The sequence below is a fragment of the Arenibacter catalasegens genome, from assembly GCF_002909235.1.
Taxonomy (GTDB): Bacteria; Bacteroidota; Bacteroidia; order Flavobacteriales; family Flavobacteriaceae; genus Arenibacter; species Arenibacter catalasegens.
Genome location: NZ_PHQQ01000027.1, coordinates 67,313 through 92,971, shown reverse-complemented (window position 1 = coordinate 92,971; position 25,659 = coordinate 67,313). Strand labels below are relative to the sequence as shown.

The window sequence follows — 25,659 nt, the reverse complement described above, 5'->3', positions numbered from 1 at the left end:
ATCAATGCGTAAAAAATTAAAAAATAAACAGTAAATTTAACCACAAAGGAATCGATTTTGAGCAACTAGTTTGCTATGCTCACTTTCATCCGGCACACGTGGTTCACTTTGACCGGCTCATCCACGTTAGTACTTACCCGGTAATACGCTATATATTTTTCCATTCGGCTAATATACAAATTTGCATAACAAGTGTTAAACGTTCGTTTGTTACTTGTTATAACTATTCGATGAACTACTATTAAGAATTATTCTAAATAAGAAACGAATTTTAGGAGGGGGGTAGGTACACGAACGGAGGCGTATTATATGGGTTCTAGTAGTCTACTAAATTAGTAGGATTATAACTCACTATGTAGAATAATTCTAAATAAGGAATATTTTATAGGTTTTGTTATAGTTGTAACTCGTAGAGCCGCCCTAGGGAATTAGTGTCAGATGTAAAAAGATTAGCAGAGAATTGCACTCCTAAAAACTCCCGTATCTCCCATTATAACTAAGAAGTCAAAAAAACTATGCAGATGCTGCAAAAAAAATAGAACTTAAAATAATACTCTAGTTTTTTTCTAGTTACTATACTCTCTACTATTAATCTTTTCTTGAACCCACTTTCTAAGTAGAATATATAAGAATAGTAAAAATAACGTAATCTAATTTAAAGGTCTAAAATAATTGCAGCATTTGCATAGTAAAAGTAAAATCCTATATTTCACGGGCTATACAAAGGTTTTTAGCTATGCAGTAAATATGCAATTAATTAAAGTAATCATAAGCATCTATAGCCATATCCTTATTACTCTTTTGTATGTAGCTTAAAAACATTTTCTCGGAACCATGCCCGGTAATATTGATGAGGTAGGAGGTAGGCACTTTCCCGTAATGGTTGGTAGCAAAGGAACGCCTACCTATATGAGAACTCACTAACTGCCATTTAGGATATTTCCCCGTTACATCCCTCCACGTTGATTTTTTCTCCTTTGGGGTTATATCTATACGTTTTTTTCCCTCGGCCAACTCGAAAAGCTCGGCGGCCTCTGCAACGTCCTTAATATAATCGTTGTATTTCTGATCCGAGATAGCTCTAGGAAAATCCCCGTTACGTTTAGCCAGTACCTTTCTAACTTCTTTAGAAATTGGGATAGTCATTAGCTTACCTGTTTTCTTTTGTTTGAACTCTAAAAGGTGTTTACCCTCATCGATCCGAATCATATCCTTATCGAACCGCATAAAATCCGAAACCCTTTGCCCGGTGTAACATGATATTACTAGCCAATCCCTCGCATTTTGCAAATGTTCGTTAGTTAGTTCCAAATCTCGTATTATCTCGATCTCCTCAAAGGTCAAATAAACATGGTTTACCGATTGTCTTTTTAATCTAAGGCTATCCAATTGATGATGAACCTCTAACCCCATAAACCGGGCATGGTAACAGATCGTTTTTATTAAGACTAATTCCCGTTGTTGAGTGTTTTGGCTGTATTTCTCTTGGTTACTATACTCTTGGAACTTCTTTTTAAAATCCTCGTTTATATCCTTTATGAGGATGGTTTTTCTTAGATGAGCTTGTAACCTTTCCATTTTGTGTTTTGATACCCGGACACGGCGTGCGCCCGTTATACTCAGTTCATTTTTTTTATAACTTAGATAAAAATCCATGTAGCCTAGAAAGTCATTTGGTATCTCATCGGATCCGTTTTCCTTTTTGGGGTACATGGCCGCCGCTAACCATTCTTTATTAATATTTCGAGGATCCTCGGCCTCGAAAGCATTTAGGACACGCTCCGTTATTTCGCTCAGTTCCTTATTGACCCTAATATATTCGTTAAGCTTCTTTACATCCTTTGGCGGTTTGCCTCCGTGCGTTTCTTTCCAATATTCCGCCTTTACTTTGACTTTGGAAGTGGCCGCAAAAACATAGTTGACATTATCATGGGTAAATAGTAACCGGGTTGTTAAATAGGATTCAGGTTTCTTTGAACGGTATAGAAAATTGATTGTTGCCATAGGTGTAAATGTACGATAATTGTACGATTGGAGGCAAATAAAACGAAATACATACAAAAATATACAAACATTACAAGAGGTTAATTATTCTCATACCCTTTGTTTTTATTGACTTAACGTAATATTTTCAATGGTTTCAAGATGTAGTGATATCGTACAATAGTGTTCCTAGTGCCATCACCACACTTTCAAAACCACGCCTAATGGCGTGGTTTTTTTATTTGCGAAAAAGCCAAACTTGTTTGAGCTTTGTAGTAAATAAAAAAACTAGCAGTGCTAGCTGCGCGGTTTTGAATTTGCAACATTGATGGAAGAGGATCACCGCAGGTAATCCTAGCCTATTATGAAAGCCCAAACTTGTTCGGGCTTTGAAGAAAATAAAGAAGCTCGCAGTGCTAGCTGCGCGGTTTTGAATTTGCAACATTGATGGAAGAGGATCACCGCAGGTAATCCTAGCCTATTATGAAAGCCCAAACTTGTTCGAGCTTTGAAGAAAACAAAGAAGCTCCCAGTGGTAGCTGCGACGTTTTGAATTTGCAACATTGGTAAGCAAGGAAAACCACACGTAATCCTAGTGAATTAACCAATTAAAACAGGGATTCCAAGAGATTGGAGGCCTTTTTAGTTGTGAAAAAAAGTTCAATAAGGCTCACTTTTATTAAGGTCATAATCGCCTTTGGCGAGGATTTAAGAACTATGAGAGGTACATATTATTATATGTCCTGGGGTGTTATTTATATTCATTATGAGTTAAGTTTTATTGACTTAAATAATCGGTGCTCCCATAATTGCCACCAAAGCAAACACTGGCTCATATTTGACACTCCGTCCTTTCCCAGAAGATCTAAATAGGAAATAGTGCAAAAAAAATAGCGTATAATAAAATTCCTGCAAAGAAAGGGCTAACAGACCTACTTCCCTGATAATGATATCCATGTCAATCAAAACAATGTGACTTTGAAACTAATGTCTATTAGCTAGATAGGCATCTGAAGCCGAAACCTTGACATCAGTATCTTTTTCTTCACTGAAGCCTACTTGTATTTTTGCAATATCCTCCTCACTTCCTCTGACAGCTAAAGCTTGATAAACTTCATACCGTTCGTAAGTCTCACCATTTAAATAAGCATATAATTCATTTTTTAATATACTTAATTCTTCAATAGGTGCATGGACATATAATGCACTTACCAAATAAACACGATAATAATAATCCTTATCAAGAGAATTATATTTCTCTTTCATTTTACTATAAGTCTCAGGAGAAACATTTTCTATAAACCGCAAAGAATAGGCAGCAGATAGAAATTTTAACGAATCGGTTGTTATAAGCAAGTCCGACAATTTATTAATATCCTGAACTTTTCCCGAGTTGGCCAACACCCATTGGGCCATTCCCTTTAAAACCCCTTCACCGTTTCGAGCCAATGCAGAAATTCGTTCATCAGGAAGGTAAAAGCCAAGCTTGCCTAATGTTTCAATGGCAACTGATTTGGTATGCTCATTTTTAGCAATCTCTAACTGATAACGTATCTTCATTGCAATTGAATCAATTTCAATACCATTATTCATGAAAGTTCGAGCCATTAGCCTCAAAGCTCCTATTTTTTCCACTCCATCCCCATTCAACTCATTTTTGAAAAGCTGTTTTACATTTACTTCAAAATTATTTGAGATCAATGCTTCAGCTGCGTGAACACGCACCCAAAATTTTTCATCAGATTCCACAACATTTTTTAAAAAACCAGAATAATCAACTTTCTCCGATTGGGAATAACCAAATGATTGCCAAAAAGCAATAATCAGTACGGTATAAAAGATTTTAGATTTAACAATCATTGTATTTTATATTTCTTTTATAGTTTTCATAAAATTATAAATTTCTTTTTTCAGTTTCTCGGATATAGGTAGGCTGTAATCAGGGTGATAATCTCCCGGGCAACCCAACAATTCCATGGCGTATGAATAAGCTGAAAATACAGATTCTTTTAAAAATATATTTCGCAAATTGAGAATGTTACTCAAATAAATTGAATTAGTTTTTAAACTATTCTGTTCTAAATTTTCGTATAATTTTTTTGAATTAAATGGAGTGCAAGTAAACATGCCGTCTAGGTTTTTTCTTATTCCGGAATTCAATGCTATATCAAACAGGTCTAATCCACTATATAACACAGAGAAAGCATCATTTCTATAATTACTGCGTTGTATTTCACGAATTAGAGTGATGTTGCCCGTTTTTATTCCTTTTATATTCGGTATATCTGCAAGGGCCTCCATTATTTCAAAGGTAACAGGGGCTTGTGTAACCGAAGGTAAGTCATAGATATAGACGGGGTACTTTGATTTTTTCGACAACTGCTTAAAGAAATTTATTATTTCATTTGAACTTAATTTATAATAATAGGGAACCGTAGCTACTACACCATCAATTTTAATATCGCCTAGGGCTTCAACTCGATCCAATACCCTTGAAACAGAACAATCCATCACGCCAACCATTACGGGTACTTTTTGGGAAACATTTTCAACGCATTGTTTGGCCACGCCTGAATACTCCCTATCACTAATACTAGCCATTTTCCCCATGGATCCCATACATAACACACCTTTTGCACCAGCATCAATCATAAGTTCAATCTGTTTTCTAAAACTACTAAGGATGAGTTTACCCTCAGAATTTGTTGGTGTTCCCAGTGCCGGATAAAAACCATCTTCAATTTTTTTATATGTCATTTTTTGGTCCTTTAATAGTTATTTTGCAACTAGCATTATCGCAATTAATTTCTGAGGTATAAACATATCCTGATGCTTCAGCAATTGGCTTGTATAATGCGGGGCAATGGTCGCAATACGAATGATAAGGGGTCATGTGCTTTAATTCAAGAAGCATTCCCATAGAGGGACATTTATGTAAATCTATTGTAAATTCGTCTTTATCCTCATCGAGGATCATTGTAAAATCCGCAGCTTCTTCATTGAGCGAATGAGACCAGTAATCAAAACAACCGGCCAATCCTTTTTCGGTAATTAATTTTTGAAGCGTATCCTTTAAATAAATATCAGATAGCTCGCTCCAAAATTTCTCCAATTCACTTCGTCCTCCAAGTCGTTCAATAAATTTAAAACCTTCGCTATAAGCTGGTATAAACTCTGTACATGAAATCATTTCTTTCTTTTATTTAGTTAAAACGTTATCTTCTTTCTGAACACTTGTTTGCAGGCTCCTGTTACTTCATCAAAATATTCAAGTTGATATTCAAATGTCGTATCCTTACATAGCGATTTGTATAGGGTATTATAGGTTTCGATGTAATATGGGCAGGGTTCGTCTCCTTTTGCCCTTATCTGAGATATGCCAGGGCAGGCATCCTGCTCAATTTCCAGAATATGTTCATCACAATTAATTTTTACTGGCCACTCTTCTTTTTTATATATATCAGTAAAATAGTTACGGAGGGCATCTATGTTGCCAAGTTTTAGTTCCTGACGAACTGGTTTGTAATACGCTTCAGCATATTGAGTTAAATAATTTATCAATTCCTCTTTACCAAAGTTTTTATAGATATATTTTAATAAAATATTCATTGACACATGAAAATCTTTGTGCAGATATTTATTATCAGAGGCTTTTCGCGTCATTACTTTTCTACGCTGTTCTTTTTGATCCATAATCCTTTATAAAAAATTGTCGTTTAAAATTAGTACTCGAGGTTAAAATTGTTTTTACAAATCGCTACATTGTTTATTCCAATTCTGGCCAGATACTTTTCATCTTCCAGAGTTCCAAAGATTCAAAAATCGCTTGACCACCATTGGCAAAGACAGAAATGGTATTGCTATTCTTTCCTGAAGGATACACTCTTGCGGTAAGACATTGGCGTTTATTGGCAAATACTTCTATAATACTACGGTCTATGAATATTCGGAGTTCTAATAATTCATTATTTTTTAATTCAAGTGGTCCTACTTCGGGGCCTCGTTCGGGTACTTTTTTCTGTTGCGAACCTTTTGACACGTCCAATGTAAGTGTCTTTTCCTTTGGGTCATAAAAAATTCTAGTAGTTTCCTCTCCATCTGGCGAACGCAATACTTCAATCCCAATCTTTTCAGCATTTAGCGGGTTTATGACCGCCTTTATTTCCAGTGAATTTCCAGAGAAATTCTCAAGTACAGTTTCTTGGTTCGTATTCAGATTTATCTTCGTTATCGTTTTATGATCATAACGTAGCGATTCGAACTCTCCTGCAGGTTCTATTCTAAGGTCTTCGTCTTCCGATAGCCAGTACTGCCTGACCAAGGACATTACACCATACCAACCTTGGGGTGAAGGTGAGGTAATTACTTCCTTTGCCGTGGTGAGGTTTTCCCGTATGTTGTAGATTGCCAGCATTCGCCCAAGTGAATCTACAAATACTGAAGGTGCATGTAAGGTGCCTTTATAAACAGGCCCATAATTCATGCGGTAAAATTTTTTCGGATGAAATCGTGTTTTTTTGTGATCGTAGGCTCCAATTAAGGCACGACCTCCATGTCCATGACTGAAAAAGTTAAACATCCAATGTTGCGGTGCATTAGCCATAATTTCCCCTTTTTCATTTCTAGTCTGAATAGGATGAAAATTCGGAACTGCGGCATCATCTCCGGATCCCAGACCCATTCGGACCCAGTCTTCATCTTCAATTAATAGGCTAATATATTCCCATTGGAGCAAGTCTTTTGATCGGAACAGATCGGTTACTGGAAAACCCTCTTTAGTCCGCTTGCCATTTTTGCAAGTGCCACTGATGGAATAATAGTAACCATCCGCTTGTTTCCAGATATTTGGATCGAATGGGGGTTGAAAGCCTTCTCCAGAGACCCTTCCTTCCGCAATCACGGGGTTTTTAGCGTATTTTTTCATGTTGAGCAGAAGTGGGTCTTTTCCAATGGCTACATAGTTTCCTCCATCCGTATTATGGTACATGGCAATGACCCGATTATCTTCAGCTAAAGTTTGTCCGCTGTAAATTTGCCCACTATCTTTTTTTAGCGCCATTGGCAGGTCCTTCCAATGAATTAGATCTTTGCTATATGCATGGGCCCATTCCATAGCATCACTATCAATTCCCCGAAGTTGATAAAATAGATGATAATTCCCATTCCAAAAAGTAAAACCATTTGGATCGTTCAACAGACCTTCTGGAGTGGAAAAATGATATAGTGGGCGATAGGGGTCCTCGGCTTTTGCTTCTCGAAGTTTACGATACCGTAAAATTTCAGGATTTGATTTTAATGTTTTCAACTGATATTCTATACTAACTATAGAATCTGTTTCTAAGGATAAAAAAGAAGCATTCTCATCTAAAATTTGTGCATGGGTTGAAAGCGCTAAGTGGATTAATACTAATAAGCTAAAAACTACTTTTTTCATTTATTCATCGAATTGTATTTAGCCATAGTTTTTGATTCCTGCTTCAGCAATTTTATTGGATAATGCAGTGTGGCCTTGTAAATAATTACTCTCTAAATTTTATCGAATACAAATCTGCATCTTTCATATAAATACGTAACCGGACAGTTTTGGAAACCAACTTATCTAAATCTTTGTTTCCGTTCCATTGCACGATACGTGATATCTCATTTCCTATTATCTCCTGCCCGTCTTCCATGGTATAACCCGGAATGGGTGTTCCATCTTCATCCTGTATCTCAAACCTAATTTCCCCGGCAGCGGAAGTAGAATAGTTAATTTCAAGTTCATTGCCAGTGAAGGTAAAGGGTTTGGTTGTTAATTCTCCGCCAATATAAGCGGCCGATATAGAGGTAAATCCATCGATTCGCAATGAATAACGATTTAAATTTGCAGTAGGTTGGGCATAGTCCTGATTTACATATAAAGACATCTCTTCAGAACTGGTTTGCACCACATTGAGAGCAGGATAGTTGGACCGTGAAACCCAGTTATCAAGGCCTATACCGGGACGGATAAACGACTCCATGAATGTTCTGGTATATTCACTTCCACCTCTTGATGTCATAAAAAATGCATCCGAGCAATCTTTGAAGTATTTCGGATTAACATTGAATTCTTCGGCCTGTTTGTCGGTCAGCACTTGTCTGCCCGGCATAAACCTTCCTCCTATGGCTACATAAATATGTGGCGCACGGTAATATGGGCTAGTTTGCTGGGTATATAAATGTTCAAGAGGAGCCTCTCCATAGGTCATTTGCTTAGGTTCTGTCCAGTGTACAAAATCTTTTGAGGTTGTGCGACTAACACCTCTAAACCCTGTATAACCTTCACCTGTCCAAGTTCTGAAATAACATACATATTTCTTTTCCGATTCAGACCAAAACGATACGTTTTGTGAATCAAAAATACCCTCAGTAAAAACGGGCTTTTCCTGAAGTTTTTCCCAATGAATTCCATCTGGGGAGGTAAAGGCGATTAGCCCGCTTTCGCGAACACCCGCCAGTGCTTTGTATTTCTGATTTGGATTTGCATCCGGATTTGCATCAAGGAAAGGGCTAAAATTATGTGAAAGTGGTGCAGCATTAGCCATAATTACATTATTGTCTAAAGTCCCGTCTATTACAAAAAGTTTTAAATTGGGTTTTACCCAGTTAATTCCATCTTTTGATTCGGCATAACAAGTAACCTCGGAGTTATTACCATCTTGTCCGGACTCCCTAATACCTCTGTAATAGGCCCTGAATATATCCTCGTCTTTTATAATGGTAACATATCCGCTAAAATGCCCTTCCCAGGGTTTATCAAAGTTCAATACTGGACCTTCATCTATTGGTGTGTGCTTTACAATTTCCAGGCCATCAAGATTTTCAATTAAATATTCATCAACAAAAATTTCTCTCCTGTCACCCAATTCTATTGGGTTCTGGCCAAAAATGGAAAAAGTTAATGTTAAACTAAGAGCTATGGTAATTAGTTTGGGCTTCATTATGTGGTTTGATTTATACAAAATTATATTTCAATTGGGGAAAACATTTTTTGAATGCTTTTTCCTTAAAAACTACTTAGCGACCAATAGTATTAAAAGTTAATTTGTCAATAATCAAGTAGCAACTTAGAATACATCATCATTATTTTAACAAAATCCTTGGATTATTGCAAACATATAAATATGTTTACAATATACTTGTCCTACAAGTATATAAATATACATAAATTGTTGTAATTTGTTGAATAATACTTTTTTCGTACGGTTTATAACGGCAATTTAATTGGTGCGAAGTCTTCAAGGAGAAGATGAGGGTAAATATTTATTAGGATTCAGCGGTAATGAAATTTTACATTTTGAACAAAGCGTTGAGCAATATCCTAGACTGATTTTTAATACTCAAAAATAAAAGGAGTAGTTGATTTCCAAATAGTTTTTTAAGATAAAAACTATTTTAATAATGACCTTAATATTCAAGAATTGTAAAACAATAGTATGGATTTATTACATAAAGAAAATTTTAAATCAGTAACGCGAGTAAAAAATCTAAGTGGGCAAATAGAAGAACAACTTATTAAAGCTATCAATAATGGTGTCTATACTAATGGAGAATTATTGCCAAGTGAAAACAAGTTAACCGAGATTTTTGATGTAAGCCGAGGAGTAGTTAGGGAAGCATTATTAATGTTATCCGCTAAAGGGATAATTGAAATTAAAAAAGGAAAAGGAGCACTGGTTTTAAGCCCTTCTGTTAAAACACTTTTTGAACCTCTTACAGCCTTGATCAATTATAAATGTGGCAACCAAGGGTTTGAATGTACCCAACAAGTTAGAAAAAGTATCGAGCCATTTATAGCTGGTCTAGCTGCAGAAAACAGATCTTCTAAAGATTTGAAATCTATGCAAATATGTATTGATAACATGGAAAAGAATTCTACTAACAAAAAACAGCTTACGTATTATGATGTGGAGTTTCATAAAGCTATTTCTCAAGCTAGCGGCAACCCCATGTTTTTAATCATTATGGAGCCTATATATAACTTTTTAAGGACCTTCCATTATTCAGAATTAGAAGGTTCATCCAACTATAGTATAACACGTGAATTCCATAATACCATTTATAAAGCGATTGAAAATGGTAATAAAGATGAAGCCCACAATGCCATGTTAGACCACTTAATGGTTGTAGAAAATAAATGATTGAATTATAAATTTTAAAGAAATCACAATTATAAATATTATAAGTTTTGGAAAATATAAAAATGAGACAAAGTAGGGTGCTTAAAAAGCTAAGATCGGGAGGGGTCGTAAGTTGTTTAAAAGTTAATTTTGGCCCGGAAGCAACGGAAATAGTTGGATTAAACGGTTTTGATTGTGCCTGGATCGACCGCGAACATTTAGCTGATGATTGGTCAACACTTCAGGCTCATATTTGGGCAGCTAAATCTCATGATATGGATGTTGTTGTGCGTACTACAAGAGGTTGTTATAGTAATTATATTAAACCTTTGGAGTTAGACGCTAGCGGCATAATGATTCCTCATGTAATGAATCTAGAGGATGCGAAATCAATAGTAAAGATGACAAGGTTTCAGCCCATAGGTCTACGTGCTGTTGATGGCGGAAATGCCGATTCCTTATACACTATGTTAGACCCCACCGAATACATTAAACAAGCCAACGAGGAACGATTTGTTATTTTACAAATAGAAGACCCAGAACCATTGGAAGATCTGGAAGAGATTGCCAAGTTAGAGGGTATCGATATGATTTTTTTCGGCCCAGGCGATTTTAGCCACGCGATTGGTGACTTGGGAAATTGGAAAAATAAACAACTTATTGAAGCCCGCAAAAAAATTGCTGAAGTCTGTATTAGAAATAACAAATTTGCTGGAACGGTAGGAGGTGTTGGTAATTATCAGGAATTGGTTGATATGGGATATAGATTTATTTCTCTTGGTGCAGATGTTGTCGGCCACGTTAATTATAGTAGGCAGATTATGGAGGATATTTCAAAGAAAATTTAAATCGAAAACAACATTACAATAGTTTGAATTAACAAAAGTATCAAAGTAAGCAATTTAAAAAATTTAAGAATGAGTAAAGATTGGTGGAAAAAAGAAGCAAAAGGCATACCACATATAATAACAGAGTTACCTGGTTCCAAGTCTAGAAAAATGCATGCGAATACAAGTAAATATATTCGAGGGCTTTCTTCACAAGTTAAACAATTTCCTGTCGCCTTCTCAGAAGGGTCTGGAATTACGTTGACCGACGTTGATAATAATAGGTATTTAGATTTTTCATCCGGTATTTATGTGGCCTCTCTTGGTCATTGCCACCCAAAAGTATCCGAAGCTATATCAAAATGGGCCAAAAAATTAATGAATTGTCATGATTTTGCTACACCGGTTAAAGAGAAACTGCTCGAAAAAATGGCAGATGTATTACCAGGAAGTCTAAATTCTATTCAATTGTATAGTGATGGAACTACCGCGGTAGAAGCTGGAATTAGAGCGGCTAGGGCAATAGGTAACCGACATGAGTTTATTTCTTGTTATAGAGATTTTCATGGTAAAACCATGGGGTCTGTTAATATGGCACAAATGATAAGAGGAGATGTATTTAGTTATGGTCCTACTCGGTCTGCTGGGTTTTATATGGTGCCTCGCCCTGACCCATATCGTCCGGTTTTTAAAAAGACCGATGGATCAATTGATACAGACGCATATATAGATTTTTACAGACAGTTTATTCAAGAGGGTACAGTTGGAAATGTTGCTGCATTTGTTTTGGAGCCCGCTCAAGGTTGGGGAGGGTCTATTTTTCCTCCGGAGGATTTTTTCCCTAAACTTCAACAATTATGTAGTGAAAAGGGCATTTTGTTTTTTGCAGACGAAGTCTTAACGGGCATGGGTAGGACAGGAGAATGGTTGTGTATGAATCATTGGGATGTGGTTCCGGACATTGTTACTTTGGGCAAGTCATTTGGTAATGGATTTCCTGTTACCGCTATGGTTGTTAAAGAGGAGCATGCTGAAGCTTTAGACAGAATTTCGGCATCATCAAGTTATGGAGGAAATCCAATGGCCTGTGCTGCGGCATTAGCTTCAATTGAGGTTATTGAAGAAGAACAGATCCTAGAAAATGTGCGAGAGGTTGGTGCCCATTTCATGCAAAGGATGAAAAAAATGAAAGAAAACCATCCCATTATTGGAGATGTAAAAGGAAAAGGATTTTTACTTGGAATGGAATTGGTAAAAGACAAAACCACCAAAGAACCATTTGATGAGGCAGGTAAATTGGTTTATCAAAAAGCATTCGCAAAGGGGCTAGCATGGATTCCGGCAGGTCATATACTACGAATGTCCCCACCTCTAATTATGGATAAAGAGTATGCGGATATGGGATTGGATATTATAGAAGAGTCTATCACAGAAGTTGAAAAAGAATTTGGTTACAGATGAAAAAATATAGATTAAACAGGTTATTCAATGAAAAATCAAACCGTTGCCTTAATGTGGCAATCGATCATGGCTTTTTTAATGAAATTGGATTTTTAAAAAGTATAGAGAATTTGCAATTGGCGGTTGAAACTGTGGTGACGGCAGGACCGGATGCTATTCAACTTACAGTTGGTCAATCCCATTATTTGCAGTCATTACCAGGGAAAAATAAACCTACCTTGGTTATGAGAACAGATGTGGCCAATGTATATGGTACAGAATTGCCGAGTCACTTATTTAGTAGAATTATCGGTGATCCCGTAGTACAGGCAATCAATCAGGATGCAGCTTGTGTTGTGGTAAACTTATTCCAAATACCTGGCCAACCTCTTGTAACAGACCAATGCATTCAAAATATATTAAAAATCAAGCCACTTTGTGATCGTTTTTCAATGCCTCTTATGATAGAGCCTCTGGTCTTTCAACCTAATGAAAAAGCAGGTGGTTATATGGTCGACGGAGATCTTAACAAGATTCTGCCTTTGGTGCGCCAAGCGGTGGAATTAGGAGCTGATATTATCAAAGCAGACCCCACAGCTAATGTGAATGAATATCACAAGGTAATTGAAATTGCAGGGAAAATTCCAGTAATGGTCAGAGGTGGGGGGAAAGTGTCCGATGATGAAATACTCACTAGAACAAAGGCGATGATAGAGCAAGGAGTATCAGGAATAGTCTATGGTAGGAATGTTATTCAACATAAGAACCCAGCAGCAATTACAAAAGCGCTGATGGGTATTGTTCACCATGATCTTACTGTTGATCAAGCTTTAGAATTTCTAAATTAATAGCACAAAGGATTGAAAAAGGAAATTTTCATAGTATTAGATATAGGCACTAGCAATATTAAATGTGCATGTCTTACCTCAACTAACAATATTTTGACTGAGAAACAAGAAAAGTTTCCCATGATTCAAAGTGGAAATTCCTATGAGATCGATGTTATTTTATTCTTCGACATTGTTAAGGATTTAATTCTTCAATGTCTTTCAGAAAAAGCTGTTCAAAATAGAAATGTGAAGGCCTTGCTGATTACAAGTCAGGCCAATACATTCGTCCCTGTTACTAATGATTTTGAACCATTGCGCAATGGGATTGTTTGGTTGGATGAACGAGCAAAGGATGAAGCCGATTATTTAAAGGCACAATTACCCGGGTATCAGAAATACTCAGGTTTTGGGCAGCCGCTTTCGGGGTTATTCGCCTCGAAACTATTGTGGTTGAAGAAAAATGAACCTGCTGTTTTTGAAAGTGCCAAATTTTTTCCTTTGATCAATGAGTACTTGGTTTATCAACTCACCCATAAATTTTATACCGACACTACAAGTTTTGGAATGAGCGGAATGTACGATTTTGTACAAAAGGATATTAATAGTGAGCTCTTACAAATTTTAGAACTCTCTAAAGATAATTTCCCGCAAATAGAAAATGCTGCAAAAACAAGTGCATTAATTTCCGAAGAAATATCAAAAGAATGGAAAATACCGTACAGGTTTCCAGTCTATTTATGCGGTAACGATCAGTGTGCATCGGCATCTGGGGCAGGCTTAAAAAATTCTGGGGATATTACGATAAACTTTGGTTCTGCCTTGGTTTTATTCTCGATAACCAAAAATATGGCCACAAATTTAGAGTTAGATCAAATTGCGGGTAAATATCCCATATCCAGTGATTATTTTTTATTGAGCTATGAACCTGATTTTGGTATTATAATCAGGAGTTTAAAGGAGAAATTATTTGAGGAAGGATCCTACAATCAACTTTTTCAGACCTATGTAGATTATCCAGAAATGGAAGAGAGAACACCAGATTTTTTAGTAAATGACCTTGAGTTCAACACCATAAAGGAGGCCAATCAATTTTGCGCTAGTATCATCAAATATTATGTAAATCAATTAAAAAAGCACATTGCCAGCATAAGTCAAAAAGTGGGTATTAATACTATTTTTTTATCCGGAGCAATTACAAAATCAACAGTGTTACTCCAAATAATTAAAAAAGAAGTTAAACAACCGATAATTATCAACAATCAGGCAAATGCGGGATTAGTTGGTGCTTTGAATATTTATCTATCAAAAATATGAAAAACTTGGATTTTACTTACGAACCGTCAATACATGTTCCTTTTAGGGATAAAAAAGTTTTAGAAAGAGTAAGAAGTATTAAGCGGGAAGACATTGAGAAACACAAAAACCCGGATTTCAATATTCAAGTTGTTCCTGATGCGGATATGGGCGTTATAATGCTTTTTGATATTTTCCATCGTATCAAGACCGCTTCAGATGCCAACGAACCCATTGTATTGATCATGCCCAATCCATGGCCACATTTTAGAATGTTGGCACATATGCTCAATAAGTTCAAAGTAGATTGTAGCAAACTGTATACGTTCAATATGGATGAGTATGCGGACCAAGATGGGAACATTGCTCCTGAAACATGGAAATATGGCTTTGGTCACGCATTTAAAAATTATTTTTATTACAACTTGGACAAAAATCTTCGTCCCCCTGAAAATCAAATACATTCATTTACGAATAAGAATATTAATGATTATGGTAAAATGATCACCGACCTTGGAGAGGCCGACATGGTCTATAGTGGTCCGGGTTGGACAGGCCATTTGGCATTTATTGAGCCAGATGCGCCAGAATTTAAAGCTAGTTCAATGGCTGAATGGATGGAAATGGATGCCCGAATTGTTACGCTCAGTCCATTTACGCTTGCACAAAATTCTCTTCACGGAAGTTTTGGTATGAGTGGTGATTTGGCAATGGTACCACCAAAGGCTGCGACCATTGGGCCCGCCCAAGTGGTAAGGGCTAAAAACAGAATGCAGGTCTGTGGGATTGGTGTACATGGTACAACCACTTCATGGCAACGCTTGGTTACCCGACTTGTTTTGCATGGGGATCCAACACCATTAGTTCCTGAATCTGTGCATCAGCTTTTACGAACAGATTCTTATGTTTCGGAAACAATAGCAATGAATATTGAACCAGATTTTGAAAAAGGATATTGATGTACAACGAGATGTTAAAGCGCAAATTGTATGAAAAGGAAGCTGTTATAGATGTACATACACATGTTGGCATATCTCCTAAATTCTTTTATCAATACGGATATCCCTATGCACTTTCGGTTGAGGATCTTGTTATTCGTATGAATTTACTTGGTATTGATTATTCCGTTACGTTTCCTTTTGTTGATTCTGCTTTTTATGTAAATGATAGTAGCTCATCAAAGATTAAAACCACGACCGAATATTGCAATTTTCCATTTGAATTGGAAAACAGAAATATGTTGAACGAGATTAACGAGATATTTCCCGAATATACAGATAAAATACTTCCATTTTTAATGTTCGACCCTTCGAGGGAAGCTGAGAAGCAAGCGGATTTTATGGAAGAGATTTCGGAAAAGTATGCTGTTTACGGAATCAAAACAGCTACTACCTACATTCAAGCTTTTGTAAATGACCTGGAAGGTAAAGGAAAACCCATTTTAGAGTTTGCGCGTAGGAAGAACTTGCCGATCATATTCCATTCTTCGGTCCATCCAGATGATCCATGGGCTTGCGCATCGGATATAGTGGATCTGGCGGAAAGGAATCCTGATATTCGCATTTGTATAGCCCATTCTGCTCGTTTTCTTGAACCAGTATTAAAAAAAGCTGCTAAGTTAAATAACTGTTTCGTAGACTTCTCGGCATTTATCATTCATTGTAAACTTGCTGTACAAAACTCACCTAGTGTAGCTACCAAAGACCTTCGATTTAAGGCCAACTATGAAGATCCGCTTTCCGTGATGGTAAAATTAGCCGAAACTTATCCAGACACCATGCTTTGGGGAAGTGATACTCCTTTTAACTATTGGATACAAAAGTATTACACAGGCGATGGTAAACTGGTTGAAGATCGATTGGATTGCGAGTATAGGGAGGAAACTAACATATTACATAAGGTACCCAAAGCCTTAAAGGCCAATATTGCATATAAAAACAATTTACGATTCTTATTTGGAGAGGAGATATGAAAAAATTATTTGTAGGAGTAGCCATAATTGATGTAACACCACAAAAACCAATGTTTCTTCATGGTTATCCACATGTAGAGCGTACAAGCGAAGGCACTCATGACCCATTATTTGCCTCTGCTCTAATTATTGATAATGGTGAGATTCAAATTGGATTTTGTGCTGTAGATGTCATTTTTATTTCCAAGGAAATTACAATAGCGGTTAGAGAGCTGGTCGAGAAGTCTACAGGTATTAAAGGTGAAAATTTAATGATTTCTGCATCGCATACCCATTCTGGGCCAGTAACTTTTTCTGATATTTTTCACGACCCCATTGTCCCGGAGGCAGATCCAGAATATATCGAGTATTTGGTAAAAAAAATAGCACTGGTTTTTATTGAAGCATTTAATAACAAAAAGCGAAGTAAAATAGCGATAACGTCTGCTGATGGTACTGGAGTTGGAGGTAATCGTCATTCTAAAACAGGTATTAGTGACCCTGAAGTGCCAATTATAGTTTTAAAGGATTTTTATACCAATGATATTTTTGCCTTATCAATTATTCATTGTATGCACCCAACGGTATTGCATGAAGATTCTAGGTTGTTTTCCGCAGATTATCCAGGATACATTAGAAAGTTTATTGGAGAAAAATTAGGTAAAGATGTTGTATTGCTATACCAAACCGGACCTTCCGGAAATCAATCTCCTAGACATTTTATTGATTCAAATACGTTTGATGAGGCGAAACGCCTGGGTTATACGCTAGGAAAGCGAATTACGGACAGTGTCCTACAATTAAGTGAGTCCGATTATCAAGATTGGCATAAACAAGTTATCCAAAAAAGAAGTTTAGTGTTGCCTAGAAAAAAGTTTATGACCCTAGCGGATGCTGAAAAAAAGGTAGTTTTTGTAAAAAATAAATTGGATACAATGCGGCGTAACGGTGAATCCGCAACAGAAATTAGAACGGTAGAATGTGACTGGTTCGGTGCGGAAGAAAAGCTGAAACTTACAAAAATGTTAATGGATGGAGAGCTTGAAAAAGTGTATAAATCTATTTTACCAATAGAAATAAATAGTATCGCATTAGGTGAATTTCATTTTGTCTTTCTGCCCGGAGAATTGTTTGTAGAGTATTCTTTAAGAATTAAGGAAAAATTACCAGGAAAAGTATTTGTAAGCACACTATCGAATGGGGTGTTGGCAGGGTATATCGTCACTGAAGAGGCAGAAGAGGAAGGCGGATATGAAGCCTCTAATGGTGTCTTTTCTGCTGAAGGTGGAGCATTGATTGTTCAGATGGTTCATAAAATGTTGAGGTATTAAGTAGGACTATTTATTAAAACAATTATATAAGAAATATGACGATAACCACTTTAGATTGGATAGTAATAATTGGATATTTTGCAGGAATGTTGCTTCTGGGGTTTTATTTTTCCACCAAAAATAAGAGCACTGAAGATTATATGTTAGGGGGTAGAAATATGTCACCATGGAAGGTTGGACTTTCTCTTTTTGCCACAATGTTCAGTGCTGTATCTTATTTGTCCATGCCTGGAGAAATGATTAAGTATGGGCCAATGATTTGGTCTTCATTATTTGCCCTACCGTTCATATATCTGGTTGTAGCCTACTATTTTATTCCTTACATAATGAGACTCAATATAACGAGTGCTTATGAGTTATTGGAAACGAAATTAGATATTCGAAATAGAATAGTTGCAGCAATTTATTTTTTGACAATGCGCATCGTTTGGATGGCGGTAATCATATATATGGTTTCTGAAAAAGTTATTGTGCCCATAATGGGTTGGCCTGCAGAAAAATCTTTATATGTAAGTATTATCATAGGGGTAGTTACAGTAATTTATACCTCTTTTGGGGGTTTTAAAAGTGTTGTGTTAGGAGATGTTGTGCAAACCTTTATTTTATTTGGAGGTTCTATAATTGCAATCATTTTAATTGTTAATGAGGTAGGAGGTGTTTCGAATGTTATTCCAACAGAATGGCCAACACAATGGGCAGAATGGAAGTTTTTTGACGCTCAAGCCCGCCTTAGTTTTTTACCTGTTGTCATAACTACTTTTGGATGGTATGTCTGTACGGCAGGATCAGATCAAATGGCTATTCAGCGATATTTGGCAACTAAGGATGTTAGAACGGCCCGGCGAATGTATCTAAATTCTATAGTGTCAAATGCCTTGGTCATCTTGCTTTTAGCAGTACTTGGACTCGCTTTATTTGCATATTTTAAGATGAACCCTGATTTGCTTTTAAATGGAAATACTATTGTAGATGAAGCAGATTCTTTGTTCCCAAGATTTATTGTAATAGGATTGCCGGCCGGGTTTACTGGCCTAGTTTTGGCAGGTTTGCTTGCCGCTTCGATGTCAAGCCTTTCTTCTGGTATTAATTCTTCTGCCATGTCGATAATTAATGACTTTATCCTTCGATTCAGCAAGAAAACCATTAAGGAGAAAGATCAGGTGAAATTGGCAAAATATATATCCTTCGGAATAGGTTTCATTATTGTGCTGTTAAGTTTAGTTGTTGGTAAAGTTCAAGGCAACCTATTGGAGGTAACCTATAAAACCATCAATTTATTAGTCGCTCCATTATTTGTGCCATTTTTCATGGCCATGTTTGTTAAGAAGGCAAAGCCTACCGCTACTTTTATTGGCACCTTATCAAGTGGTGTAGCTGCAGTATTAATCAGTTTTTCTCAGGAATTATTTGGAGAAACCATTTCCTTTCTTTGGATCATTCCAGGTTCCTTTATTGTTGGGGTTGTAATTAGTCTTGTTCTAAGTTTATGGAAAAAAAATAAATGAATTTATCAATTAAAATAATCTGTGCAGGTATATTAACCGGTTCACTGCTCTTTTCGTGTAGTGATATTGAGAATGCTAAGGAAGTAAGGCCAAATATTCTTCTTATTGTTTCAGAGGACAACAGTCAGGATTTGGGATGTTATGGCAACTCTATTGTTCACACACCCAACTTGGATAGATTGGCTAAAAATGGTGTAAGATTTACCAATGCTTATGCTACGACTTCGGTCTGTAGTCCTAGTAGGAGCAGCATTTTTACAGGTTTATACGCTCATCAAAATGGTCAGCTTGGATGGGCTAGCCATAAATATACTTTATTCGATAGTATAAAAGTATTACCCCAATATCTCGAAGAAGTTGGATACAGAACGGGTATAATTGGAAAAATACATGTAAATCCAGATGAAAGATTCAATTTTGATTTTAGGGCAATTCCCGGTAGCAACTTCGAAAAGAGCAAACTATCAGAATATGCTTTCGATGCGAAAAAATTCATAGAAGAGAATGATTCAGATGAACCATATTTTTTAATGGTAAACTTTCCCGATGCCCATCTTCCTTTTCAGAATGATGTGGAAGGATTACCCACAGTAAAAGTTGATACCAGTAAAATTAAAAATACACTTCCATTTGTTGGTGTTAATACGGCTAGGTTAAGAACTGAAACTGAAAAGTACTATAACTGCATAAACAGGCTGGATGAGGCGGTAGGAATGTTATTGGACAGCATTGGAGATTTATCCAATACATTAATCATTTATATAAGCGACCACGGTGCCCAATTCAGCAGGGGGAAATTGACAAATTATGAAGGGGGACTGAAAATCCCATTTATAATAAAATGGGAAGAGGGAATCAAATCAAAAAACGTAATAAGGGATGAACTGGTTTCCGTTGTTGATATTTTACCCACTATTTTAGAATTAGCTGGAGGAAAGACGGCTGATAAATTGTCTGGTAAGTCTATTTTTAAACTTTTCGACAAGGATTTCGATCCCTCTTTATGGAGACAATATTTAGGAGCAGGTGGTGCTGGAGAATCACCAGTATTTTATTTTCCAAGAAGAAGTATCCGAGATGGTCGATTTAAATTAATCCATAAAATAGATGCGGGAAGAGAAGTTTTCCCCGCTTACACTGCCTATGTAAACCCGGATTTTGCAACTGGTACGAATAAGGTTGAAATAGAGACTTCAGAAACTAAAATTCAGGAAGCATATGAGATTTTTAAATCACCACCAGAGTGGGAGTTATATGATCTTGAAAACGACCCATGGGAATTTAACAATTTAGCAGAAAATGGGGATTACGAGGGTGTTTTAAAAAAAATGCAAGATGCGCTTATGGAATGGCGGCAAGAAACAAATGATCCATTTTTAGATGAAATTAAATTAGGAAAATTTACCCGTGAAATGGATTCGATAAATACGTTATATCCAAATCATAGTTATAATAAAGTTGAGAATTTTAAATGGGAATATCCCAACTATTTAAATGATGTTAATAGGCAGCTATAAAATATAGGCATGCAATCTGTTTTATTGAATAAAATTTGAGAAGCAAAACAAATAGAAGCACTTGAAATAGATTATTAATAATTAAAAATGTTTTTAATAAAAATTCAATTATGAAAAGTGAAATTCTTAATAAAAGAAGAGTAACGGTTAATTCAATTTTTTTTCTATCAATAATTTATTTTGTAGCCCAAATTTCTGCCTGCAAAAATAATACTGATGAAAAGGATTCGAATCAATTTAAAAGCTCCTTAACAAAAACCTCGGCTAATTGGCAACTTTTCATTGATGATTACTGGATTGCAAACAGCACAAAAATTACAACCAAACTACACCAGCCTGAAAGGCATAATGATAATCCGTTGATTCGGGCAGATGTGCCCTGGGAGCAAAATCCATATTGTTTTGGAACAGTAATTTTCGATGAGGAGGATTCTATTTTTAAATTTTGGTATCAGAGTTATAATGTAAAAGATGAATTAAAGGAAAAAACACCTATTCTTTTTGCTACCAGTTTGGATGGCATTAACTGGACGAGGCCAAATCTTGGAATCAACGAATATAAAGGATCAACAGATAATAATATTGTGCTTCATAATTATGGATTTCATGATCTGTATTCTCCAAGTGTAATAAAGGATAATAAGGATCCGGATCCGGCCAAAAGGTATAAAATGATTTGGTGGGACTTTCCTTTGGGAGAAAAAGGATACCAGGACGATGGAATGTGTGTTGCTTTTTCACCCGATGGTATTCACTGGACAAAGTATGCAGGTAACCCGGTTCATTCTGCAAATAAAACAGCACAATCCATTAGTGATGTTATGTCTGTTATGCAAGATGAAAAAACGGGGAAATATGTGGCCTACACTAAAGGATGGGCTGAACCTTGGCCTTTGTTTCGGCAAATAGTACGTACTGAAAGTAGCGATTTTATTAATTGGTCGGAACCCGAAGTTGTTATCAGTCACAAATACGACATTGAAGATCCCCAGTCCTACGGTATGACTGTTTCGCAATATGGGAACTCATATATTGGGTTGCTGTATTCCTATAAAAAACCTGGGGATGAGACCATTGATGTTCAACTTGCAGTGAGTCATGATAACAGGAATTGGGAAAGGGTTGCCGATCAGCAAACGTTTCTTCCATTGGGTACTACTGGCAGTTGGGACGATGGAATGCTTTTTTGCGCTCCGGTGTTCAATCACGGCGATAAAACAGTAATTTATTACAGTGGTTGGGATAATTCGCACAACAGTAAAGAACAGAGGCATAGTGGGATCGGACGCGCTACGCTGCGTTTAAATGGATTTGTTTCGTTGGATGCAGGCCATGCCGCCACAGTCACTACTAAGCCCATACAAAGAGCAGATGGACCATTATTCGTTAATGCCGATGCAAGTAACGGATTCCTACGTGTAGCATTAATCGATGCAGAGGGCAACACCATTCCCGGATATTCTTTGGAAGATTGTTACCCAATTGATAAAGATGGAACTGTTCAAACTGTTCGATGGAAAAAGCATAGCGAACTACCTATAAGGGAAAATGGCTTGAGCATTAAATTTGAAATGGAAAATACTGAATTGTATGGATTTTTTGCAGGTACCAAAGCTCAGCGTGCTGATTAATGGGAATCATAGCACTTAATAGTTCCTTGGAGTATTATAATTTCAATAAATTTTGAATAGCAAAAATATGAGAAGAAGTAGTTTAGAATAAAATGATGTTAAAACTCAACTTATGAATGACTTTAAACTAAATAATAATGATGGGGCATTGTTGAATGCCTATCAGCGGGATGGGGTAGTCTGTATCAGAGAATTTTTTTCACAAGAAATGGTCGAGGAAATCCGAAATGAATTAAAGCGATATATGCGAGATGATTTATCTTCTTTGCCAGCAGATGCCAAAACAACGGAAACAGACGGTAAAACCATTCGAAATCTATGGAGGCTGGAACTTTATAATAAGTATTTTCAAGAATTAGCTGAAAGTGACGAAATCATCTCTTTGGTTTCCAAGCTTGTTAATGGTAAGCCTATACTTGCGGCTGTAGAGACATTTAACAAGCCAGCACTGGTTGGTTCTGGTGTACCCTATCATCAGGACAATGCCTATTTTTGCCAGACACCACCAGATATGCTTACTCTTTGGATTGCGATTGATCCAGTAACTGCGCAAAACGGACCAGTTTATTTTATCAAAGAATCGCATAAAGACGGTATGAAACCCACCAAACTCTCAGGAGTGACAGGCAATTCTATCGGCTTGGATGAACTGCCAAATATCCCAACATCAGAACAATTTTGCGGCTTGCTTAATTCCGGTGACGCCACTATTCATCATTGTGAAACAATACACCACTCCGAGCCCAACCATTCCAGCGATTCACGTCTGGGACTCCTTTTCGTATACAGAGGAGAACATACGCAAACCAATCCACAATTGAAGGAGAAATATACAGAGGCAGTGAGTGCTATACCACCTGTATAATGCCTATGCATTGGGATGAAAGGTGAAATAATTATGGTTAAGGGTTTGTAAAGTTTTAGAGTTTAAATAACAATAAAAGCAATGAAAAAAAGAGAACTGGGATCAACTGGCATTGATGTGTCTGAGGTCGCCTTTGGAGGTGTTGAAATAGGGATGCCTTACGGAATTGGAATAAAGAGCCAGGCTGATATGCTCTCTCGCCATGAATCGATTCACCTATTACATGAAGCTGTAGAAAAGGGAATTAATTTTTTTGACACTGCACGTATGTACGGTGATAGCGAAGAGATTATGGGACAAGCTTTTAGAGCCAAACGAGATCAAGTAGTTATTAGTACCAAATGCTGTAAACTCAGGGATAAGTCAGGGGTTTTACCTTCGTCAAAAGAAATAAAACAAACTATTGAGAAATCCTTAGAGGAAAGCCTTGCGGCTTTACAAACCAATTACGTGGATGTTTATATGTTACATCAGGTTGATAGTGGGATTCTTGAAAATGAAGAGATTGCCCAGACCTTTCTTCAGTTAAAAAAAAGAGGATTAATTCGTGCAACTGGAGTTTCTACTTATTCTGTTGAAGAGACAACGAAAACCATAAACAGTGGTAATTGGGATGTTATTCAATTGCCTTATAACTTAATGGATCAATCACATGAGGTTAATTTTTCTTTGGCAAAAAAGAATAAAATTGGCATTATGATACGTTCCGTTTTATTTAAGGGAATATTGAGTAATAAAGGAAGATCATTGCATTTAGAATTAAAAGATGTAGAGCAACACATTGCATTGTATAAGGAATTGTGGAGTCAATTCGGGTGTGATCTTGCAGCACTAGCAGTAAAATTTGCCTTATCGCAGGAGCAAGTTTCTTCAGTACTTGTTGGCATTGATCGGTTAGAATATTTAGAAAATTCTATAGATGTAGCAGATGGCAATTATTTAAATTCTGAATTATTGAAGAGAGCAAAAGAACTAGAGTATCCAGATATTGATTTTTTAGATCTGGTTAAGTGGGAAAAAATGGGATGGTTGACATAACCGTTCTTCTTAACGGTCAAAAAGTATAAATATAATTTAAGAATATAAATATTATGAAAGGTAAAGTAAAAAAAATCTGCTTATTAAGTTTGATTCTTATTGTTACTGTACAATGTACAGATAAGAATTTAACGAAATCAAAACAAGCAGTAAAAACTGAAGATTCCCAAATAACAATAAATGAAAAGGCACCATATTTGGGAGATAGTACTCTGGGCGTTCGTAAAATAAAGGATGTTGTAATCTATAAGGATTCTATGTTTTTCTCGACATTTCCATCTGTAATAACACGACCGGATGGAGAGATATTGGTAGCATTTCGTAGAGCACCAGATCGTAAAATATTTGGAGAGAGCGGGACAAACCACGTTGATCCCAACAGCTATTTGGTAACGGTGCAATCAAGTGACAATGGAGAAACCTGGACCAAAAAACCGGAATTAATGTACGCTCATCCTTTTGGTGGGTCTCAAGACCCCTGTTTATTGCAATTAAAAGACGGCACAATTCTTAGTACAAGTTATGGCTGGGCTTTTCTTAGACCAGATGGCATATCCAATTTAAAGCAACCCAATTTGGTTAATTCGGGAACCGCCACTTTTTTAGGAGGCTATTTGGTTCGTTCCAATGATGGTGGAAAAACGTGGGGTGACGTCATATATCCTCCACATATTGCGCCAGAAATATTGAATGATGCATTAGGTAATCCTGTGGCTGCATATAATAGAGGAGCATTATATGAGGCAAATGACGGTAGGATTTTATGGATAGTAGCAGCACATGATACCCCTAATAAGACTTCTAATTATCTTATCACATCAAAGGATAAAGGGCTGACTTGGGAATATGTTTCCCCAGTAGCTGTTGATAGCAAAATTTCATTTAACGAGGCATCTATAATGGAAACCCCAAAAGGGGATCTTGTTGGTTTTTTAAGAACAGCTCATTTTGAAGACCAAGCTGTTATTTCTCGTTCAACAGATGGAGGTAAAACTTTTAAATGGGAGTCCATGGGTTTCCAGGGACATCCATTAAATGCTTTACGATTAAAAGATAATAGAGTTTTACTTACCTATGGGTACCGCCATGAGCCTTACGGGATACGCGCCCGTATTCTTAATGCAGAATGTACAGATTTTGCAACAGCTCCAGAGTTCGTTCTTCGCGATGATGGCGGCAATAGTGATATTGGTTATACTTGGGCAACCCAAATCAAGGACGATAAGGTTTTGGTAATCTACTATATCAATCATGATAATGGCACCCGTTATATTGCAGGCACTATTTTAGAAATAGAAAATAATTAG

General features: G+C 36.6%; 21 protein-coding genes. 14 read left to right on the top strand and 7 right to left on the bottom strand.

Annotation, left to right across the window (positions count from 1 at the left end; translation table 11 throughout):
• Positions 1 to 753: 753 nt before the first annotated feature.
• The 7 genes from CWD90_RS18730 to CWD90_RS18700 all read right to left on the bottom strand — a co-directional run bounded on the left by CWD90_RS18730 (position 754) and on the right by CWD90_RS18700 (position 8,945).
• A complete protein-coding gene (locus CWD90_RS18730; protein WP_103477600.1) occupies positions 754 to 2,004 on the bottom strand; it encodes a tyrosine-type recombinase/integrase in 1,251 nt (416 codons plus the stop codon).
• A 963-nt stretch (positions 2,005 to 2,967) separates the two neighbouring features.
• Entirely contained in the window at positions 2,968 to 3,843 is an 876-nt protein-coding gene (locus CWD90_RS18725; RefSeq protein WP_103477599.1) for a hypothetical protein, read from the bottom strand.
• Positions 3,844 to 3,849: 6 nt separating this feature from the next.
• On the bottom strand, positions 3,850 to 4,740 hold the full coding sequence (locus CWD90_RS18720; protein ID WP_103477598.1) for a dihydrodipicolinate synthase family protein: 891 nt from the start codon (positions 4,738 to 4,740) through the stop codon (positions 3,850 to 3,852).
• A complete protein-coding gene (locus tag CWD90_RS18715) occupies positions 4,730 to 5,173 on the bottom strand; it encodes a hypothetical protein (protein ID WP_103477597.1) in 444 nt (147 codons plus the stop codon). Before CWD90_RS18715 ends, CWD90_RS18720 begins: the two co-directional genes overlap by 11 nt.
• A gap of 17 nt (positions 5,174 to 5,190) precedes the next feature.
• Positions 5,191 to 5,676, bottom strand: a complete 486-nt coding sequence (locus CWD90_RS18710) for a hypothetical protein (protein ID WP_103477596.1) — start codon at positions 5,674 to 5,676, stop codon at positions 5,191 to 5,193.
• Between the two features lie 73 nt (positions 5,677 to 5,749).
• Positions 5,750 to 7,417, bottom strand: a complete 1,668-nt coding sequence (locus CWD90_RS18705; RefSeq protein ID WP_103477595.1) for a glycoside hydrolase family 32 protein — start codon at positions 7,415 to 7,417, stop codon at positions 5,750 to 5,752.
• An 85-nt stretch (positions 7,418 to 7,502) separates the two neighbouring features.
• Complete coding sequence (locus tag CWD90_RS18700; protein ID WP_103477594.1) at positions 7,503 to 8,945, bottom strand: glycoside hydrolase family protein; 1,443 nt, start codon at positions 8,943 to 8,945, stop codon at positions 7,503 to 7,505.
• Positions 8,946 to 9,440: 495 nt separating this feature from the next.
• Between CWD90_RS18700 and CWD90_RS18695 the strand changes: the two genes are divergently transcribed.
• From CWD90_RS18695 to CWD90_RS18630, 14 genes are all read left to right on the top strand, one after another.
• Positions 9,441 to 10,145 (top strand): FadR/GntR family transcriptional regulator, encoded by a 705-nt coding sequence (locus CWD90_RS18695; protein WP_103477593.1) that lies wholly within the window; start codon positions 9,441 to 9,443, stop codon positions 10,143 to 10,145.
• A gap of 62 nt (positions 10,146 to 10,207) precedes the next feature.
• The gene (locus CWD90_RS18690) at positions 10,208 to 10,972 is read left to right on the top strand and encodes an HpcH/HpaI aldolase family protein (protein ID WP_205161270.1); all 765 of its coding nucleotides are present in this window, start codon (positions 10,208 to 10,210) and stop codon (positions 10,970 to 10,972) included.
• 69 nt (positions 10,973 to 11,041) lie between these two features.
• Positions 11,042 to 12,412 carry an aspartate aminotransferase family protein gene (locus CWD90_RS18685; RefSeq protein ID WP_103477592.1) on the top strand — a complete coding sequence of 457 codons (1,371 nt, stop codon included), beginning with the start codon at positions 11,042 to 11,044 and terminating at the stop codon, positions 12,410 to 12,412.
• A complete protein-coding gene (locus tag CWD90_RS18680) occupies positions 12,409 to 13,239 on the top strand; it encodes a class I fructose-bisphosphate aldolase (protein ID WP_103477591.1) in 831 nt (276 codons plus the stop codon). Before CWD90_RS18685 ends, CWD90_RS18680 begins: the two co-directional genes overlap by 4 nt.
• Before the next feature lie 12 nt (positions 13,240 to 13,251).
• Positions 13,252 to 14,535 carry a xylulokinase gene (locus CWD90_RS18675; RefSeq protein WP_103477590.1) on the top strand — a complete coding sequence of 428 codons (1,284 nt, stop codon included), beginning with the start codon at positions 13,252 to 13,254 and terminating at the stop codon, positions 14,533 to 14,535.
• Positions 14,532 to 15,473, top strand: a complete 942-nt coding sequence (locus tag CWD90_RS18670; protein ID WP_103477589.1) for a 6-phosphogluconolactonase — start codon at positions 14,532 to 14,534, stop codon at positions 15,471 to 15,473. Before CWD90_RS18675 ends, CWD90_RS18670 begins: the two co-directional genes overlap by 4 nt.
• On the top strand, positions 15,473 to 16,486 hold the full coding sequence (locus CWD90_RS18665) for an amidohydrolase family protein (protein ID WP_103477588.1): 1,014 nt from the start codon (positions 15,473 to 15,475) through the stop codon (positions 16,484 to 16,486). Before CWD90_RS18670 ends, CWD90_RS18665 begins: the two co-directional genes overlap by 1 nt.
• The gene (locus CWD90_RS18660; RefSeq protein ID WP_103477587.1) at positions 16,483 to 17,796 is read left to right on the top strand and encodes a neutral/alkaline non-lysosomal ceramidase N-terminal domain-containing protein; all 1,314 of its coding nucleotides are present in this window, start codon (positions 16,483 to 16,485) and stop codon (positions 17,794 to 17,796) included. Before CWD90_RS18665 ends, CWD90_RS18660 begins: the two co-directional genes overlap by 4 nt.
• 35 nt (positions 17,797 to 17,831) lie before the next feature.
• Positions 17,832 to 19,301, top strand: coding sequence for a sodium:solute symporter family transporter (locus tag CWD90_RS18655; protein ID WP_103477586.1), 1,470 nt, complete (start codon positions 17,832 to 17,834; stop codon positions 19,299 to 19,301).
• The gene (locus CWD90_RS18650; protein WP_103477585.1) at positions 19,298 to 20,818 is read left to right on the top strand and encodes a sulfatase family protein; all 1,521 of its coding nucleotides are present in this window, start codon (positions 19,298 to 19,300) and stop codon (positions 20,816 to 20,818) included. Before CWD90_RS18655 ends, CWD90_RS18650 begins: the two co-directional genes overlap by 4 nt.
• A 110-nt stretch (positions 20,819 to 20,928) precedes the next feature.
• Entirely contained in the window at positions 20,929 to 22,449 is a 1,521-nt protein-coding gene (locus CWD90_RS18645; protein ID WP_103477584.1) for a glycoside hydrolase family protein, read from the top strand.
• A 112-nt stretch (positions 22,450 to 22,561) separates the two neighbouring features.
• Complete coding sequence (locus CWD90_RS18640; protein WP_103477583.1) at positions 22,562 to 23,314, top strand: phytanoyl-CoA dioxygenase family protein; 753 nt, start codon at positions 22,562 to 22,564, stop codon at positions 23,312 to 23,314.
• Positions 23,315 to 23,395: 81 nt separating this feature from the next.
• Entirely contained in the window at positions 23,396 to 24,352 is a 957-nt protein-coding gene (locus CWD90_RS18635) for an aldo/keto reductase (protein ID WP_103477582.1), read from the top strand.
• 53 nt (positions 24,353 to 24,405) lie between these two features.
• On the top strand, positions 24,406 to 25,659 hold the full coding sequence (locus tag CWD90_RS18630; RefSeq protein WP_103477581.1) for a sialidase family protein: 1,254 nt from the start codon (positions 24,406 to 24,408) through the stop codon (positions 25,657 to 25,659).

Excerpts from the sequence above, each read along its gene's own strand:
- CWD90_RS18730 (WP_103477600.1), bottom strand. The coding sequence starts at position 2,004 with ATGGCAACAATCAATTTTCTATACCGTTCAAAGAAACCTGAATCCTAT.
- CWD90_RS18725 (WP_103477599.1), bottom strand. The coding sequence starts at position 3,843 with ATGATTGTTAAATCTAAAATCTTTTATACCGTACTGATTATTGCTTTT.
- CWD90_RS18720 (WP_103477598.1), bottom strand. The coding sequence starts at position 4,740 with ATGACATATAAAAAAATTGAAGATGGTTTTTATCCGGCACTGGGAACA.
- CWD90_RS18715 (WP_103477597.1), bottom strand. The coding sequence starts at position 5,173 with ATGATTTCATGTACAGAGTTTATACCAGCTTATAGCGAAGGTTTTAAA.
- CWD90_RS18710 (WP_103477596.1), bottom strand. The coding sequence starts at position 5,676 with ATGGATCAAAAAGAACAGCGTAGAAAAGTAATGACGCGAAAAGCCTCT.
- CWD90_RS18705 (WP_103477595.1), bottom strand. The coding sequence starts at position 7,417 with ATGAAAAAAGTAGTTTTTAGCTTATTAGTATTAATCCACTTAGCGCTT.
- CWD90_RS18700 (WP_103477594.1), bottom strand. The coding sequence starts at position 8,945 with ATGAAGCCCAAACTAATTACCATAGCTCTTAGTTTAACATTAACTTTT.
- CWD90_RS18695 (WP_103477593.1), top strand. The coding sequence starts at position 9,441 with ATGGATTTATTACATAAAGAAAATTTTAAATCAGTAACGCGAGTAAAA.
- CWD90_RS18690 (WP_205161270.1), top strand. The coding sequence starts at position 10,208 with ATGAGACAAAGTAGGGTGCTTAAAAAGCTAAGATCGGGAGGGGTCGTA.
- CWD90_RS18685 (WP_103477592.1), top strand. The coding sequence starts at position 11,042 with ATGAGTAAAGATTGGTGGAAAAAAGAAGCAAAAGGCATACCACATATA.
- CWD90_RS18680 (WP_103477591.1), top strand. The coding sequence starts at position 12,409 with ATGAAAAAATATAGATTAAACAGGTTATTCAATGAAAAATCAAACCGT.
- CWD90_RS18670 (WP_103477589.1), top strand. The coding sequence starts at position 14,532 with ATGAAAAACTTGGATTTTACTTACGAACCGTCAATACATGTTCCTTTT.
- CWD90_RS18665 (WP_103477588.1), top strand. The coding sequence starts at position 15,473 with ATGTACAACGAGATGTTAAAGCGCAAATTGTATGAAAAGGAAGCTGTT.
- CWD90_RS18660 (WP_103477587.1), top strand. The coding sequence starts at position 16,483 with ATGAAAAAATTATTTGTAGGAGTAGCCATAATTGATGTAACACCACAA.
- CWD90_RS18655 (WP_103477586.1), top strand. The coding sequence starts at position 17,832 with ATGACGATAACCACTTTAGATTGGATAGTAATAATTGGATATTTTGCA.
- CWD90_RS18650 (WP_103477585.1), top strand. The coding sequence starts at position 19,298 with ATGAATTTATCAATTAAAATAATCTGTGCAGGTATATTAACCGGTTCA.
- CWD90_RS18645 (WP_103477584.1), top strand. The coding sequence starts at position 20,929 with ATGAAAAGTGAAATTCTTAATAAAAGAAGAGTAACGGTTAATTCAATT.
- CWD90_RS18640 (WP_103477583.1), top strand. The coding sequence starts at position 22,562 with ATGAATGACTTTAAACTAAATAATAATGATGGGGCATTGTTGAATGCC.
- CWD90_RS18635 (WP_103477582.1), top strand. The coding sequence starts at position 23,396 with ATGAAAAAAAGAGAACTGGGATCAACTGGCATTGATGTGTCTGAGGTC.
- CWD90_RS18630 (WP_103477581.1), top strand. The coding sequence starts at position 24,406 with ATGAAAGGTAAAGTAAAAAAAATCTGCTTATTAAGTTTGATTCTTATT.